Source organism: Lysobacter sp. CCNWLW3, from assembly GCF_036697405.1.
Classification (GTDB): Bacteria; Pseudomonadota; Gammaproteobacteria; order Xanthomonadales; family Xanthomonadaceae; genus Lysobacter.
Genome location: NZ_JBAHWA010000006.1, coordinates 226,752 through 240,636, shown reverse-complemented (window position 1 = coordinate 240,636; position 13,885 = coordinate 226,752). Strand labels below are relative to the sequence as shown.

11 protein-coding genes are annotated in these 13,885 nt (G+C 69.5%); 9 read left to right on the top strand and 2 right to left on the bottom strand.

Annotated features, from left to right (window positions below):
• The first annotated feature begins 28 nt into the window (after positions 1-28).
• Genes V1318_RS12695 through V1318_RS12660 form a run of 8 tightly spaced genes read left to right on the top strand, consistent with a single transcriptional unit; the run spans position 29 to position 9,345 of the window.
• Positions 29-1,069 carry a class II aldolase/adducin family protein gene (locus V1318_RS12695; RefSeq protein WP_332940047.1) on the top strand — a complete coding sequence of 347 codons (1,041 nt, stop codon included), beginning with the start codon at positions 29-31 and terminating at the stop codon, positions 1,067-1,069.
• A gap of 35 nt (positions 1,070-1,104) precedes the next feature.
• Positions 1,105-2,763, top strand: coding sequence for an NTP transferase domain-containing protein (locus tag V1318_RS12690; RefSeq protein WP_332940046.1), 1,659 nt, complete (start codon positions 1,105-1,107; stop codon positions 2,761-2,763).
• Positions 2,764-2,808: 45 nt separating this feature from the next.
• Positions 2,809-3,615 (top strand): class I SAM-dependent methyltransferase, encoded by an 807-nt coding sequence (locus V1318_RS12685; protein WP_332940045.1) that lies wholly within the window; start codon positions 2,809-2,811, stop codon positions 3,613-3,615.
• Positions 3,612-4,331, top strand: a complete 720-nt coding sequence (locus V1318_RS12680; protein WP_332940044.1) for a glycosyltransferase family 2 protein — start codon at positions 3,612-3,614, stop codon at positions 4,329-4,331. Before V1318_RS12685 ends, V1318_RS12680 begins: the two co-directional genes overlap by 4 nt.
• Entirely contained in the window at positions 4,328-4,915 is a 588-nt protein-coding gene (locus V1318_RS12675) for a phosphatidylinositol-specific phospholipase C/glycerophosphodiester phosphodiesterase family protein (protein WP_332940043.1), read from the top strand. The genes V1318_RS12680 and V1318_RS12675 overlap by 4 nt, the downstream gene beginning before the upstream one ends.
• Positions 4,912-7,008 (top strand): hypothetical protein, encoded by a 2,097-nt coding sequence (locus V1318_RS12670; protein WP_332940042.1) that lies wholly within the window; start codon positions 4,912-4,914, stop codon positions 7,006-7,008. The genes V1318_RS12675 and V1318_RS12670 overlap by 4 nt, the downstream gene beginning before the upstream one ends.
• Complete coding sequence (locus V1318_RS12665; RefSeq protein WP_332940041.1) at positions 7,005-7,769, top strand: HAD family hydrolase; 765 nt, start codon at positions 7,005-7,007, stop codon at positions 7,767-7,769. The genes V1318_RS12670 and V1318_RS12665 overlap by 4 nt, the downstream gene beginning before the upstream one ends.
• A gap of 49 nt (positions 7,770-7,818) precedes the next feature.
• Positions 7,819-9,345, top strand: coding sequence for a glycosyltransferase family 87 protein (locus V1318_RS12660; RefSeq protein ID WP_332940040.1), 1,527 nt, complete (start codon positions 7,819-7,821; stop codon positions 9,343-9,345).
• A gap of 3 nt (positions 9,346-9,348) precedes the next feature.
• Here the strand turns inward: V1318_RS12660 and rtcA are convergent, their stop codons facing one another.
• Positions 9,349-10,368 carry an RNA 3'-terminal phosphate cyclase gene (gene rtcA / locus V1318_RS12655; RefSeq protein ID WP_332940039.1) on the bottom strand — a complete coding sequence of 340 codons (1,020 nt, stop codon included), beginning with the start codon at positions 10,366-10,368 and terminating at the stop codon, positions 9,349-9,351.
• Positions 10,369-10,453: 85 nt separating this feature from the next.
• Positions 10,454-11,680 carry an RtcB family protein gene (locus tag V1318_RS12650; protein ID WP_332940038.1) on the bottom strand — a complete coding sequence of 409 codons (1,227 nt, stop codon included), beginning with the start codon at positions 11,678-11,680 and terminating at the stop codon, positions 10,454-10,456.
• Positions 11,681-11,984: 304 nt separating this feature from the next.
• Between V1318_RS12650 and rtcR the strand changes: the two genes are divergently transcribed.
• Positions 11,985-13,604 (top strand): RNA repair transcriptional activator RtcR, encoded by a 1,620-nt coding sequence (rtcR, locus tag V1318_RS12645; RefSeq protein ID WP_332940037.1) that lies wholly within the window; start codon positions 11,985-11,987, stop codon positions 13,602-13,604.
• Positions 13,605-13,885 lie beyond the last annotated feature (281 nt).

Below are 13,885 nucleotides of genomic sequence, written 5' to 3'. Positions count from 1 at the left end.
GCACGGACACCGCAACGGCGGGGGCGTGATGGGCCACATCGCAGCCGCTTTGGACGCGTTGATCGCATGGTCGGCGCGGATAGGCGCCGATCCGCTGCTGGTACAGGGCGGCGGCGGTAACACCTCCGTCAAACAAGACGGCACCTTGTGGGTCAAGGCCTCCGGCACCTGGCTCGCGCAGGCGCGCGAGCGCGATATTTTCGTGCCGCTGCCGCTGGACGAAGCGCGCGCCGCGCTCGGCCATGCCGACGGCGAAGCGCGGCTGGCGCGCCTGGGCGTCGCGCACGCCTTGCGGCCCTCGATCGAAACCTCGCTGCACGCGCTGCTGCCGCATCCGGTGGTCGCGCACGTGCACTCGGTGAACACCATCGCCTGGGCGGTGCGCGCGGATGCGCGCGCGCAACTGGGCGCCCTGTTGAACGGCCTGAATTGGGCCTGGGTGCCGTATCGGCGGCCGGGTTATCCGCTCACCCAGGTAGTGCGCGAGGCCTTGCGCGAACGCGCGGCCGACGTGCTGGTGCTGGCCAACCACGGCCTGGTCGTCGGCGCCGGCGATTGCGCCGCGGCCGATGCGCTGCTGAGCGAAGTCGAGCGTCGCCTGGCCCTGCCCGAGCGCTCCACCCGCAGCGCCGATCCCGCACGTCTGCGCGCAGTCAACGACCTGAATTGGGAAGCGCCGCAGGACCCGCGCGTACACGCGCTGGGCACCGACGCGGCCGCGCTGCGGATCGCGCGCGACGGCGCGCTGTACCCGGATCACGCGGTGTTCCTGGGCGCGCATGCGGCGGTGCTGGACGGCGACGGCGCGGACCGGCTGTCGGACGCGGTCGCGCGCTGCACCGCGGCCTGCGGCGTCGCACCCGCGTTCGCGCTGCTGCCGGGCGCCGGCGTGCTGGTCGCGCCGGGACTGTCGGCCGGCGCGCAGCAGATGTTGCTGTGCCTGGCCCTGGTCGCGCTGCGCCTGCGCGGCGACGAGCACCTGGTCTACCTCGGCGACGAGGACGTCGCCGCCCTGGTGGACTGGGAAGCCGAAGCCTATCGCCGCGCCTTATCGCGGCCCGGGCACTGAACCCCACGACCCGCACGACCCCACGGAAGGAGCCCATGCAGATCGTCGTCCCCATGTCAGGTTTCGGAGAGCGCTTCCGCCGCGCCGGTTACCGCGTGCCCAAGCCGCTGATCGAGGTCGACGGCAAGCCCATCATCGCCCACGTGGTCGACCTGTTCCCGGGCGAAACCGATTTCGTGTTCGTGTGCAATCAGGACCACCTGGACCGTCCCGACTACCGCATGGCCGACCAGCTGGCGCGGATCTGCCCGAGCGGGCGCGTGCTCGGGATCGCGCCGCACAAGCTGGGTCCCGTGCACGCGGTGCTGCAGGCGATGGCGCTGCTGGACCCGGACGCGCCGACGATCGTGAACTACTGCGATTTCGCCTGCGCCTGGGACTACCGCGACTTCAAATCCTTCGTGCTCGACAGCGGCTGCGACGGCGCGATTCCCTGCTACACCGGCTTCCATCCGCACATGATGGGGTCGACCAACTACGCCTACGTGCGCACCGACGGCGCGCGCGTGCTCGACATCCAGGAAAAGCAGCCCTACACGGACCAGCCCACGCGCGAGTACGCGTCCAGCGGCAGCTATTACTTCCGCTCCGGCGCGCTGATGGGCGACGCCTTCGAGCGCTGCAGCGCGCGCGCCGACCTCAGCCTGGGCGGCGAGCACTACGTGAGCCTGGCCTACAAGCCGCTGCTGGAAGACGGCGCCTGCATCGCGGTCTACGAGCTCAACCACTTCATGCAGTGGGGCACGCCGCAGGACCTGGAGGAATACCGCTACTGGTCCAACGCGTTCCGGCGCCTGGCCGATCCGGCGCGCCCGCTGGCGCCGCCGCGACAGCGCGGCGCGGTGATGGTGCCGATGGCCGGGCTGGGCGCGCGCTTCGCCAGCGAAGGCTATCGCGAGCCCAAGCCGTTGATCCCGGTCTCGGGCGAACCGATGGTGGTGCAGGCCGCGCGCGATCTGCCGGAACCGGCGCAGCGGGTGTTCGTGCAACGCCGCGACCTGGACGGCGCCGCGCGCATCGCCGAGGCCCTGCGCGCGCGCTTCCCCGGCTGCGCCCTGGTCGACCTGGAGCGGGTGACCGACGGCCAGGCCCGCACCTGCCTGCTCGGCCTGGACGGCCTCGATCCCGAGCAGCCGCTGACCATCGGCGCCTGCGACAACGGCGCGGTGTTCGACGCCGACGCGCTGTCGGCGCTGCTGGCCGACGAGGACGTGGACGTGATCGTCTGGGTCGCGCGCGGCTATCCGGGCGCCGCGCGCCGCCCCAACCACTACGGCTGGGTCGACGAGGTCGGCGGCCGGGTGCTGTCGGTGTCGGTCAAGCAACCGCTGTCGGATCCCGCGCGCGATCCGATCGTGCTGGGCACCTTCACCTTCCGCCGCGCCGGCGATTTCGCCGCCGCCGCGGAGGCGATGATCGCGCGCGACGGCCGCGTCAACGGCGAGTTCTACGTCGACAGCTGCATCAACGACGCGGTCGCCGCCGGCCTCAACTGCCGGGTGTTCGAGGTCGCGCACTACCTGTGCTGGGGCACTCCCGACGACCTGCGCACCTTCGAGTACTGGCAGTCCTGCTTCCACAAGTGGCCCGCCCATCCCTACCGCATCGAGCACGACCCGCGCGTGCCCGCCGACGCCCGCCCGGCCCTGGCCGAGCGCTACCGCATGCGCGATCCGGAGCGCTTCCGATGCTGAGCCCGTACGCGTTCGCCGCAATCCGTTTCGCCGGAGAGTCGTCCCATGGTCCTGCCTAGCACCTACTTCCCCACGCACGAGGAGAACCGCTTCGCGCACGAAGGCGAAGTCGGACTGGCGCGCGAGTTCTTCCTCAAGCACCGCCCGCGCAATCTCGAGTTCCTGCTGTACAAGCGCTACGACTGGATGAACGCCTACCTCAAGCCCGGCCAGCGCGTGGTCGAGTTCGGCGCCGGCTCGGGCTTCAGCAAGGAATTCATCCGCCACGACAACTTCCGCATCACCGACGTGGAAGCGCGGCCGTGGATCGACGATGTCGCCGACGCCATGGACCCGCCCTATCCGGACGGTTCCATCGACGTGGCGGTGTTCAGCCACATGATCCACCACCTGCCCAATCCGCTGCGCTTCTTCCAGGTCATGCAGCGCAAGCTGGCGCCGGGCGGGCTGATCCTGATCCAGGACCTCAACACCTGCTTCCTGCTGCGCCTGGCGCTGCGCGCGATGCGCCACGAGGGCTGGTCCTACGACATCGACGTGTTCGACGACAGCGTGGTCGCCAACGATCCGCGCGATCCGTGGTCGGCCAACTGCGCGATTCCGCTGCTGCTGTTCCGCGACGAGGCGGCGTTCAAGCGCCACCTGCCCGGCTTCGCGATCGAGCGCAACGAGCTCAACGAGTGCTTCGTGTTCCTGGTCTCCGGCGGCGTGGTGGTGCAGGCCAAGACGGTCGAGTTGCCGCGCTTCCTGCTCAAGCTCATCGACGCCACCGACCGCGCCCTGGTCAAGCTGCTGCCGTCGGTGTTCGCGATGGGCCGCTCGGTGGTGCTGAGGAAGATCGAAACGCCGTGACCACCTCCCTGCGCCTGTCCCTGGTGATCCCCTGCTACAACGAGGCCCGCAACCTGCCGTTGCTGGTGGCGCGCCTGCGCGAAACCTTCCTGCGCGAAGACGTGGAAGCGATCCTGGTCGACAACGGCTCCACCGACGACAGCCCGGCGGTGCTGGCCGAACTGCTGCAGGACGCCGAGCGCATCCGCAGCGTGCGCGTGGAGCGCAACCAGGGTTACGGCCACGGCATCCTCGCCGGCCTGCGCGCCGCGCGCGGCCTGGTCGTGGGCTGGACCCACGCCGACATGCAGACCGATCCGGCCGACGCGCTGGAAGGCCTGGCGCTGTTCGACGACCGCGATCCGGACACGCTGTTCGTCAAGGGCCGCCGCCACGGCCGGCCCGCGGCCGACGTGGCCTTCACCGTCGGCATGTCGCTGTTCGAGACCCTGCTGCTGCGGCGCCGGCTGTGGGACATCAACGCCCAGCCGACCCTGTTCGCGCGCGCCTTCTTCGAGCGCTGGCAGGCGCCGCCGCAGGATTTCTCGCTGGATCTGTACGCCTATTACCAGGCCCGGCGCAGCGGCCTGCAGGTGCGCCGCTTCCCGGTGCGCTTCGGCCAGCGCGCCCACGGCAGCTCGCACTGGAACGTGAACTGGCGCGCCAAGGCGCGCTTCATCCGCCGCACCGTGGATTTCAGCCTGCGCCTGCGCAAAGACCTCTCGCACCCCGCATGATCATCGTCCGCCACCGCCGCAACACCCGCGAGGAACTGCGCGCGACCTCGCCCGAGTACGGGATCGAGCTCGACCTGCGCAGCCGCGGCGACGCCATCATCGTCCACCACGACGCCTTCGCCGACGGCGAGGATTTCGAGGACTGGCTGGACGACTACCGCCATCGCCTGCTGATCCTCAACGTCAAGGAAGAGGGCCTGGAGGACCGCCTGATCGCGCTGATGCGCGAGCGCGGCATCGAGGACTGGTTCTTCCTCGATCAGTCCTTCCCGTTCCTGGTGCGCACCGCCGCGCGCGGCGAATCGCGCTGCGCGGTGCGGGTGTCGGAATACGAATCCATCGACACCGCGCTGGCCCTGGCCGGCCGGGTGCGCTGGATCTGGGTGGACTGCTTCACCCGCTTCCCGCTGGACCGCGCCCAGGCCCAGCGCCTGCGCGAGGCGGGCTTCCGCCTGTGCCTGGTCTCGCCGGAGTTGCAGGGCCGCGACGCCGGGCCGGGCATCGCCGCGATGCGCGAACTGCTGGCGCGCGAGGGTATCGCGGTGGACGCGGTCTGCACCAAGGAGACCGCGCTTTGGCGATGAAGCTGACGCGCCTGTGGCAGGACCCGATGCTGCGGACCGTGGAGTTCCGCGCCGGCCTGTTGCTGCGCGCGCTGCTGATCGTGCTGCTGGTGCCGAAGATCCAGCAGCAGTGGTTCCTGCCGTTCCTGGACCATGCGATCCGCTTTCCCAGCCTGGATCCCTGGTCGAGCTTCCTCGCCGCCGGCGGCACGCCGCTGGCCTATCCCTACGGCCCGGTGATGCTGCTGGCGCATGCGCCGGGCAGCGTGCTGGGCTGGCTGGTCGACGCCGCCACCGGCAGCGACGCCTACACCGGCATCGGCTTCCGCCTGGGCCTGCTCGGCGCCGATCTGGCCTGCCTGCTGCTGCTGCGGCGCCTGCTGCCGCTGGAACGGCCGCGCATGCTGCTGTGGTTGTACTGGTGGTCGCCGATCGTGCTGTTCGTGACCTACTGGAACGGTCAGACCGACATCGTGCCGATCGCCTTGCTGCTGCTGTCGCTGCTGCTGATCCGCCGCTATCGCCCGGTCGCCAGCGGCGCGGCGCTGGGCCTGGCGCTGGCGGCCAAGCTCAGCATGGGTCTGGCCGCGCCCTTCATCGGCATCTACCTGTGGCGCAACAAGCGCCTGCGCTCGATGCTGGCGCCGTTCGTGCTGGCCTGCGCGCTGCTGGCGACCCTGCTGACCCTGCCCTGGCTGGCGTCCAGCGGCTTCGTGGCCATGGTGTTCGGCTCGCGCGAGTTCGGCCGCGTGTTCGACCTGGCCCTGCCGCTGGGCGAGGAACTCAAGCTCTACCTCACTCCGACCCTGTACCTGCTCGCGGCCTACGCGGCCTGGCGCTTCCGCCGCATCAGCTTCGAGCTGCTGATCGCCAGCACCGGGCTGTCGTTCTTCCTGGTGGTGCTGGGCACGCCGGCGCCGCCGGGCTGGTACTTGTGGCTGGTGCCGTTTCTGGTCGCGCACCAGCTGCAGGGCGATCGCAGCGCGCGCGTGCTGGCCGGCGGTTTCTCGCTGCTGCTGATCGCGATGCACGTGTTCATCTCCAGCGGCGCCAGCGCGCCCCTGCTGGGTTGGGATCCGGCGCCGGCGATCGCCGCCGTGGCCGCGCACATCAGCCCGCACGTGCATTCGCTGTGGATGACCCTGGTGGTAGCCTCGGGCCTGGTCCTGATCGTGCAGATGCTGCGCGAACGCGTCGGCCGCAACGACTACTACCGCATCGCCCAGAAGCCGCTGGCGCTGGGCATCGCCGGCGATTCGGGCTCCGGCAAGGACACCCTGAGCCGCGCCCTGGCCGGCGTGTTCGGCGACCACTCGGTGGTGCACGTGTCCGGCGACGATTACCACATCTGGGACCGCTACGCGCCGATGTGGAAAGGCCTGACCCATCTCAACCCGCGCGCCAACGACCTGCAGCGCTTCAGCAGCGACGTGCTCGCGTTGATGGACGGCAAGGCCATCGTCTGCCGCCGCTACGACCACACCGCCGGGCGCTTCGAAAGCCCGACCCTGCTGGCCAAGAACGACGTGATCATCGCCTCGGGCCTGCACGCGCTGCACTTCCCGCGCCTGCGCCGGCGCTACGACGTCAGCGTGTTCCTGGACGTGGACGAAGCCCTGCGCCGGGCCTGGAAAATCCATCGCGACGTGCACCAGCGCGGTCACGACCTGGCCGCGGTCAACGGTTCGCTGGAGCGGCGCGCGCCGGATTCGCAGCGCTACATCCATCCGCAGAAGGCGGTCGCCAGCCTGGTGCTGCGCCTGCAACCGGTCAATCCGCAGCAGCTCGAACGCGGCGTCGCGCCCGACCAGGTGCGCCTGAAGCTGGTCGCGCTGATCCGCAACGGCACCTATCACGAGCGCGTGGCGCGGATCCTGATCGGCGTGTGCGGCCTGCACCTGGACGTGCAGCTGGCCGACGACTCGGGCGAGGTCGAGATGGAGATCGAAGGCGACGTCGCCGCCGAGGACATCGCCCTGGCCGCGCGCAGTCTGGTGCCCGGCCTGCAGGAAATGCTGGACATCCGTCCCCAGTGGGAGGACGGCATGAGCGGGATCATGCAGTTGCTGGTCCTGGTGCACACCGAAGAAGCCCTGAAGAACCGAATCCAATGAGCCTGAATATCCACAACACGGACACGGCCCTGCGCGCGCCGCAGGCGATCATCTTCGACACCGACAACACCCTCTACGCCTACGGCCATCCGCACGCCTGCGCGACCGTGGCGGCCGAGGAGAAGGCGGTGCGCCTGCTCGGCTGCGAGGTCGGCGACGTGCGCCAGGCCTTCTCGCAGGCGCGCCAGGAGGTGAAGCAGCGCCTGGGACGCACCGCCAGTTCGCACAGCCGGCTGCTGTACTTCCAGCGCGGCATCGAACTGCTCGGGCGCAAGACCCAGCTGGTGATCACCCTGGACCTGGAGCAGACCTACTGGCGCACCTTCCTGGCCCACTGCGAGCTGTTCCCGGGCGTGCGCGAGTTCCTGATGGCGCTGCGCAGCCGCGGCATCGGTACCGCGATCATCACCGACCTCACCTCGCAGATCCAATTCCGCAAGATCATCTACTTCGGCCTGGACGACTGCTTCGACTACGTGGTGACCTCCGAGGAGGCCGGCGCCGACAAGCCGCAGGAAGCGCCGTTCCAGCTGGCGATCGACAAGCTGGGCATCCAGCCGGAACGGATCTGGATGATCGGCGACGACCCGGCCAGCGACATCGCCGGCGCGCGCCGCTTCGGCATCACCACCCTGCTGCGGGTCGATCGCGCGCACAACGGGCATGCGCGCGAGTCCGCGCCGGACCTGGTGTTCGACGACTTCGAGGAACTCAGCCGCTACCTGTTCTCGGGCAAGGTCGAAGGCTGGGCCGCGCAATGAGCGCACGCCTTCGCCGCCCGCGCCACGCCGCCCTTCGGAGCCAGACCGCATGAACCTCGCCGTGCACCGGATCTCCCGCGAACGCTGGACCGTCGCCGCCCTGTTGAGCCTGCTGCTGGCGACCCTGCCGGCGGTGGCGCTGGGGGCGTATGTGCCGACCGCGTTCGCGCCCAGCATCGCGCTGGCGATCGCGCTGGCCTTGGCCGCGTTCGCCACGCCCTGGCTGGCGCGGCGCCTGCCCGCGGAATGGGACGGGCTGAGCCGCGCGCATCCGCTGTGGAGCGCGCTTTGGCTGCTGGTGGCGCTGGCCGCGATCGCGCGCACCGCCGGCGTCGCCTTGTTCATGCTCGACCCGGCCCAGGCCCAGGCCTCGGCCTACTGGTTCGACGAATTCTACGTACGCCACAACTGCTTCTCGGGCATGTGGAAGGCGGCCGGCCTGGCCGCGCAGGGCGTGCCCAATCTCTACGATCCCGAGCACTACGCCGGCATGGAAGGCCGCTTCAAGCTGGACGATTTCCTGTACCTGCCGCAGTTCCTGATCCTGCCGCGCGCCGGCATCGCCATCAGCGACGGCTTCATCGAACTGCGCGCATTGTGGTTCGCGATCGAAGGCGCCGTGCTAGCCGCCAGCGTGTTCGCGCTGGGCCGCTGGATCGGCGGCACGGCCGGACGCCGCATCGCCCTGCTGATGCCCGCGCTGTGGTTGAGCACGCCGGTACTGCTGACCCTGCAGCTGGGCAATTTCCAGATCGCCGCGATCGCGATGTCGCTGCTGGCGATGATGCTGTTCTGGCGCGGCCGCCCGATCGCCGGCGGCGCCCTGCTCGGCTTCGCCGTGTTCAAGCTGTTCCCCGGCCTGCTGGGCCTGTACCTGCTGGCCGCGCGGCGCTGGCGCGAGGCGGCGTGGACGATCGCGTTCGCGGCGCTGTACAGCGTGATCGCGCTGATCTGGCTGGGCACGGCGCCGTTCGAGGCCTTCTTCCAGTTCCAGGCGCCGCGCATCCTCAGCAACGAGTCCTGGGCCTTCCTGTGGCTGGATGGGCTGGAGCCGGTGGTGGCGATCAACGATTCGGTGCCGGGCCTGACGCTGAAGCTCGAGCTGCTGGGCGTGGGCGGGATGACGCCGGCGGTGGAGAAGGCGGTGTCCTGGGTCTGGACCCTGGCCGTGTTCGCTTTGGCGATCTTCGCCGCGCGCCGCGCGCGCGCGATGTCGCGCCTGGAACTGGTCTCGACCTGGCTGGCGCTGCTGGCCCTGGCCGCCTACCGCAGCCCCTTCGTGCCGGACCACAACGGCCTGTTCGCACCGATCTGGCTGTGGCTGCTGGTCGCCGCCGGCAGCCGCCTGCAACCGCCGCGCGTGATCGCGCTGGCGCTGGCCTACCTGGCCCTGAGCGCGGTGCTGCCGTTCGGCGGCATGCCCCTGCCCGAACTGATGGGCCGCCTGGCCCTGTCCACCTTCAGCCAGTTCGTCGCGCTGGGCCTGTGCCTGTGGGTGCTGCTGCGCCGGCCGTTGGGCGAAACCGGCGGCGCGCGCGCATCGACAGCGCCGGCGTCGGCGCTGTCGATGGGCTGAGGGTTAGCGGCCGACCACGACCCGCCAGTGCGCGGGTCCGAGCGCCTGCCAATCGATCTCCACCGGCAGGAACTTCTCGATCAGGCGCGCGTTGCTGCTCAGGTGCTCGCTGATCGTGGTGGTGGTGAACTCGCCGCCACCGGCCAAGGCCATCGGCAGCAGCAGCTGATCGCCCAGGTGCTCGCCCACGCAGGCCGGCGAATCCAGATAGGCCCGGACCTCGTCGGCGAGCTTGCCCGCGACCTGCTCGGCCATCACTCCGCGCTCGCCGTGACCGGTGAAGGTCTCGCAGTGCAGGGCGTGGCGCACCCGCACGCTCAGCGCGTTGCCAGGGCCGATCGCCGGCCGCACGCTGCGCAACTCCAGCGCACTTTCGTCCAGACCCAGGCGCTCGCCCAGCACGTCCAGCTCGCGGCGGCCGATGCCGGCCGACAGCCCCGACAGCAGCGCGGTGGCCTGCAGCGACTCGCGCTCGCCGCGGGTGTCGAACACGCAAGGCAGCAGCCGCGCGCCGGGCCGCACCGTCGCGTGCAGCACGCCGCCGCCGGCCGGATAGAAACCGTGACGCTCCAGGCGCAGCGAGGCGTCCACGCCGATGCGGCGCAGGGCCGGCAGGTAGCTGTCGGCGATGAAGTCGGCGCTGGGCGCGAGCGGGTTGTGGGTGCCGCCCTCCAGCACCAGCTGCGAGGGCGCGTCGCAGGACCACAGCGCCGGCAACACCGTCTGCAGCACCAGCGTGGTCGAGCCGGCGGTGCCGGTGGCGAAGCGATAGTCGCCCGGCACGACCTGGCCCGGCTCGAAGCGCAGGCTGGTCGCGCCCAGGTCGACGCCGTGCACGAAGGCGCGGCCGACCGTCGCCGCCGCGTTGACGGCGGTGAGGTGCTGGCGCATCAGGCCGGGGCGCGAACGCTTGGCGCGGATGTGCTGCATCGTGAAGCCGATGCCCGTGCACAGGCTCAGGCTCAAGGCGGTGCGCAGCAGTTGCCCGCCGCCCGCCGAGCCGTCGAGTTCGATCATGTCCATTGCGATTGTCCGATAACGATGCGGACGGAGCCCGGCTCCGTCCGCTTTTCCTTTGCCTATGCCGCGCCGCCCGCGGGCGGCGCGCTCAACCCTTGACGCAGACCACCTGGCGCAAGGTATGCACGATCTCGACCAGGTCGCTCTGCGCGGCCATCACGGCTTCGATCGGCTTGTATGCCGCGGGCGACTCGTCGACCACCTCCGCGTCCTTGCGGCACTCCACGTGCGCGGTGGCCTTGACGTGATCGTCCACGCTGATCAGCTTGCGCGCCTGGGTGCGGCTCATCACGCGGCCGGCGCCGTGGCTGCAGCTATGGAAGCTGTCGGCGTTGCCCAGGCCGCGCACGATGAAGCTCTTGGCGCCCATGCTGCCGGGAATGATACCCAGCTCGCCCTTGCGCGCGCTCACCGCGCCCTTGCGGGTCACGAACACGTCCTTGCCGAAGTGCTGCTCGCGGTTGACGTAGTTGTGGTGGCAGTTCACCGCCTCGGCCGCCGCCTCGAAGGGCTTGGCGATCGTCTGGCGTGCGGCCGCGACCACGTGCTGCATCATGATCTCGCGGTTGATACGCGCGTAACGCTGCGCCCAGTCCACCGCGAACACATAGTCGGCGTAGTGCTCGCTGCCCTCCGGCAGATACGCCAGATCCTGATCGGGCAGGTTGATCATCCAGCGGCGCATGTCCTGCTTGGCCAGCTCGATGAAGTGGGTGCCGATCGCGTTGCCGACGCCGCGCGAGCCCGAGTGCAGCATGAACCACACGCGCTGCTCCTCGTCCAGGCAGACCTCGACGAAATGGTTGCCGGTGCCCAGCGTTCCCAGGTGGTTGAGGTTGTTGGTGTTCTTCAGGCGCGGATGGCGCTCGCAGATGCGCTGAAAATCGGCGACCAGCTGCGACCAGCCCCCGACCGCGCGCTCGGGCGGGTTCTGCCAGGCGCCCTTGTCGCGCAGGCCGCGGCCGGCGGTGCGGCCGTGCGGCACCGCGCGCTCGATCGCGCTGCGCAGCGGCGCCAGATCGTTGGGCAGGTCGCTCGCGGTCAAGCTGGTGCGCGCGGCGATCATGCCGCAGCCGATATCCACGCCGACCGCGGCCGGCACGATCGCGCCGATGGTCGGCACCACCGAGCCCACGGTCGCGCCCTTGCCCAGGTGCACGTCAGGCATCACCGCGATCCAGCGGTGGATGAAGGGCAGCTTGGCGATGTTCTGCAACTGCTGGCGCGCCTCGTCCTCCAGGGGGACGCCGCGGGTCCACAGCTTGATCGGGGCGGAGCCGGGCTCCTGGATGACGTCGTAGTTCTGCGTGCTCATAGGTTTTCGCTCTATCTATCGATGGTGTTCCGGTACCGCCGCCCGCGGCGATGCGGGTAGACGCGGCGCCCTCGTCGCGCCTTTCGCGGCCTGGCTGGCCCCATTGCCAGCCAGGCGCCGCGACCGCTGACCACCCAAGCCGGAAGCTGCTGGGGCACCTGTACTAGAGCAATCGCCATGCCAACCTCGGCATAAATTATTATCTATTTGATTTTAAAGAATTTATATCCAACTCTCGCATTCAACGAAGCCGTGACACTTGCGAATTTTGTATACTTTTGGCGCGTCTCTTATCGGAACAGATATGCGCAAGCGCCAGGTCGTGATCGGCATGCTCGGCACCACCCTGGACAGCGGCAAAGGTCCCGGGCGCTGGGAAAAGTGGCGGCCGACGGTGTCGCTGGGCATGCACCAGGATTTCCTGCTCGATCGCCTGGAGCTGCTGCTGGACCAGCGCCGCTACGGCAACCTCGCCCAGGTGGTGCGCGAGGACCTGGCCCAGGCCTCGCCCGAGACCCAGGTACGCCTCCACGACACCTACCTGGCCGACCCCTGGGATTTCGAGGGCGTGTACGCGGCGCTGCACGACTTCCTGGGCGGCTACGAGTTCAAGCCGGACGAGGAGGACTACTACGTCCACATCACCACCGGCACCCACGTCAGCCAGATCTGCTGGTTCCTGCTGACCGAGAGCCGCCACTTCCCGGGCCGCCTGCTGCAGACCTCGCCGCCGCGCAAGCAGGGCGGCGGCGACCCGGGCACCTATGCGGTGATCGACCTGGACCTGTCGCGCTACGACCTGATCGCGCAGCGCTTCCAGCAGCAACGCCTGCAGGACCGCGACCTGCTCAAGAGCGGCATCGCCACCCGCAACGCCGCCTTCAATCGCATGATCGAGCAGATCGAAACCGTCGCCACCCGCTCCAAGGCGCCGATGCTGCTGATGGGCCCGACCGGTGCCGGCAAGAGTCAACTGGCCAAGCGTGTGTTCGAGCTGAAGAAGCTCAAGCACCAGTTGCCTGGCCAGTTCGTCGAGGTCAACTGCGCGACCCTGCGCGGCGACGGCGCGATGAGCGCGCTGTTCGGCCACGTCAAGGGCGCCTACACCGGCGCGGCCGGCGACCGCGCGGGGCTGTTGCGCTCGGCCCATCGGGGCCTGCTGTTCCTGGACGAGATCGGCGAACTGGGCCTGGACGAGCAGGCGATGCTGCTGCGCGCACTGGAAGAAAAGCGCTTCCTGCCGGTGGGCAGCGACAAGGAGGTCGAAAGCGACTTCCAGCTGATCGCCGGCACCAACCGCGACCTGCACGAGGCCGTGCAGCGCGGCCGCTTCCGCGACGACCTGCTGGCGCGCCTGAACCTGTGGACCTACCGCCTGCCCGGCCTGGCCGAGCGCGCCGAGGACATCGAGCCCAACCTGGATTTCGAGCTCGAACGCTGGTCGCGCGAGCAGCACCAGCGCGTGACCTTCAACCGCGAGGCGCGCGAGCGCTACCTGCGCTATGCGACCAGCGCCGAGGCGGCCTGGAGCGGCAACTTCCGCGACCTGGGCGCCTCGGTGATGCGCATGGCGACCCTGGCCAACGCCGGACGCATTCAGACCGCCCAGGTCGAAGAGGAGATCGAACGCCTGCGCCGGCTCTGGCGCTCGCGCCGGCCGGCTTCACCGCTGCAGGCCCTGCTGGGCGAGCGCTGGGACGAACTGGACCGCTTCGACCGCGTGCAACTGGAAGACGTGGTGCGCGCCTGCGCGCGCGCGAAGTCGCTGTCGCAGGCCGGACGCGAGCTGTTCGCCGTCTCGCGCAGCCAGCGCGCGAGCACCAACGACGCCGACCGCCTGCGCAAATACCTGGCGCGCTTCGAGCTGGATTGGGATCAGTTGCGCGCGGCCGCGGCCGAGCTCGCCCAAGGCGACAGGGGCTAGAAAACCCGCGCAGTTCCGGCCCCATGGAGACGCGCATGTAAACGTTGCCAGCGCGCATTCATCCGCCGTTTTGTTCGGCGAATGAGCCGCAAACCCTTTGTTTACAAGCATTTAACGAGCATGACTTTCGGCGTGACCGTGCACGAACCCGAGAGTTCCTAAACTTTCAAGTACAAAATTCAGCTTCGATTGAATCGGCGCTTGGATACTGCGCCACATCCGAATCACAAGAGCCGCCCCACCCCGAGGCGCCGCGATTCGGACGAACAAAACCAATAAGA

Excerpts from the sequence above, each read along its gene's own strand:
- V1318_RS12650 (WP_332940038.1), bottom strand. The coding sequence starts at position 11,680 with ATGAGCACGCAGAACTACGACGTCATCCAGGAGCCCGGCTCCGCCCCG.
- V1318_RS12665 (WP_332940041.1), top strand. The coding sequence starts at position 7,005 with ATGAGCCTGAATATCCACAACACGGACACGGCCCTGCGCGCGCCGCAG.
- V1318_RS12675 (WP_332940043.1), top strand. The coding sequence starts at position 4,328 with ATGATCATCGTCCGCCACCGCCGCAACACCCGCGAGGAACTGCGCGCG.
- V1318_RS12670 (WP_332940042.1), top strand. The coding sequence starts at position 4,912 with ATGAAGCTGACGCGCCTGTGGCAGGACCCGATGCTGCGGACCGTGGAG.
- V1318_RS12685 (WP_332940045.1), top strand. The coding sequence starts at position 2,809 with ATGGTCCTGCCTAGCACCTACTTCCCCACGCACGAGGAGAACCGCTTC.
- rtcA (WP_332940039.1), bottom strand. The coding sequence starts at position 10,368 with ATGGACATGATCGAACTCGACGGCTCGGCGGGCGGCGGGCAACTGCTG.
- V1318_RS12660 (WP_332940040.1), top strand. The coding sequence starts at position 7,819 with ATGAACCTCGCCGTGCACCGGATCTCCCGCGAACGCTGGACCGTCGCC.
- rtcR (WP_332940037.1), top strand. The coding sequence starts at position 11,985 with ATGCGCAAGCGCCAGGTCGTGATCGGCATGCTCGGCACCACCCTGGAC.
- V1318_RS12695 (WP_332940047.1), top strand. The coding sequence starts at position 29 with ATGGGCCACATCGCAGCCGCTTTGGACGCGTTGATCGCATGGTCGGCG.
- V1318_RS12690 (WP_332940046.1), top strand. The coding sequence starts at position 1,105 with ATGCAGATCGTCGTCCCCATGTCAGGTTTCGGAGAGCGCTTCCGCCGC.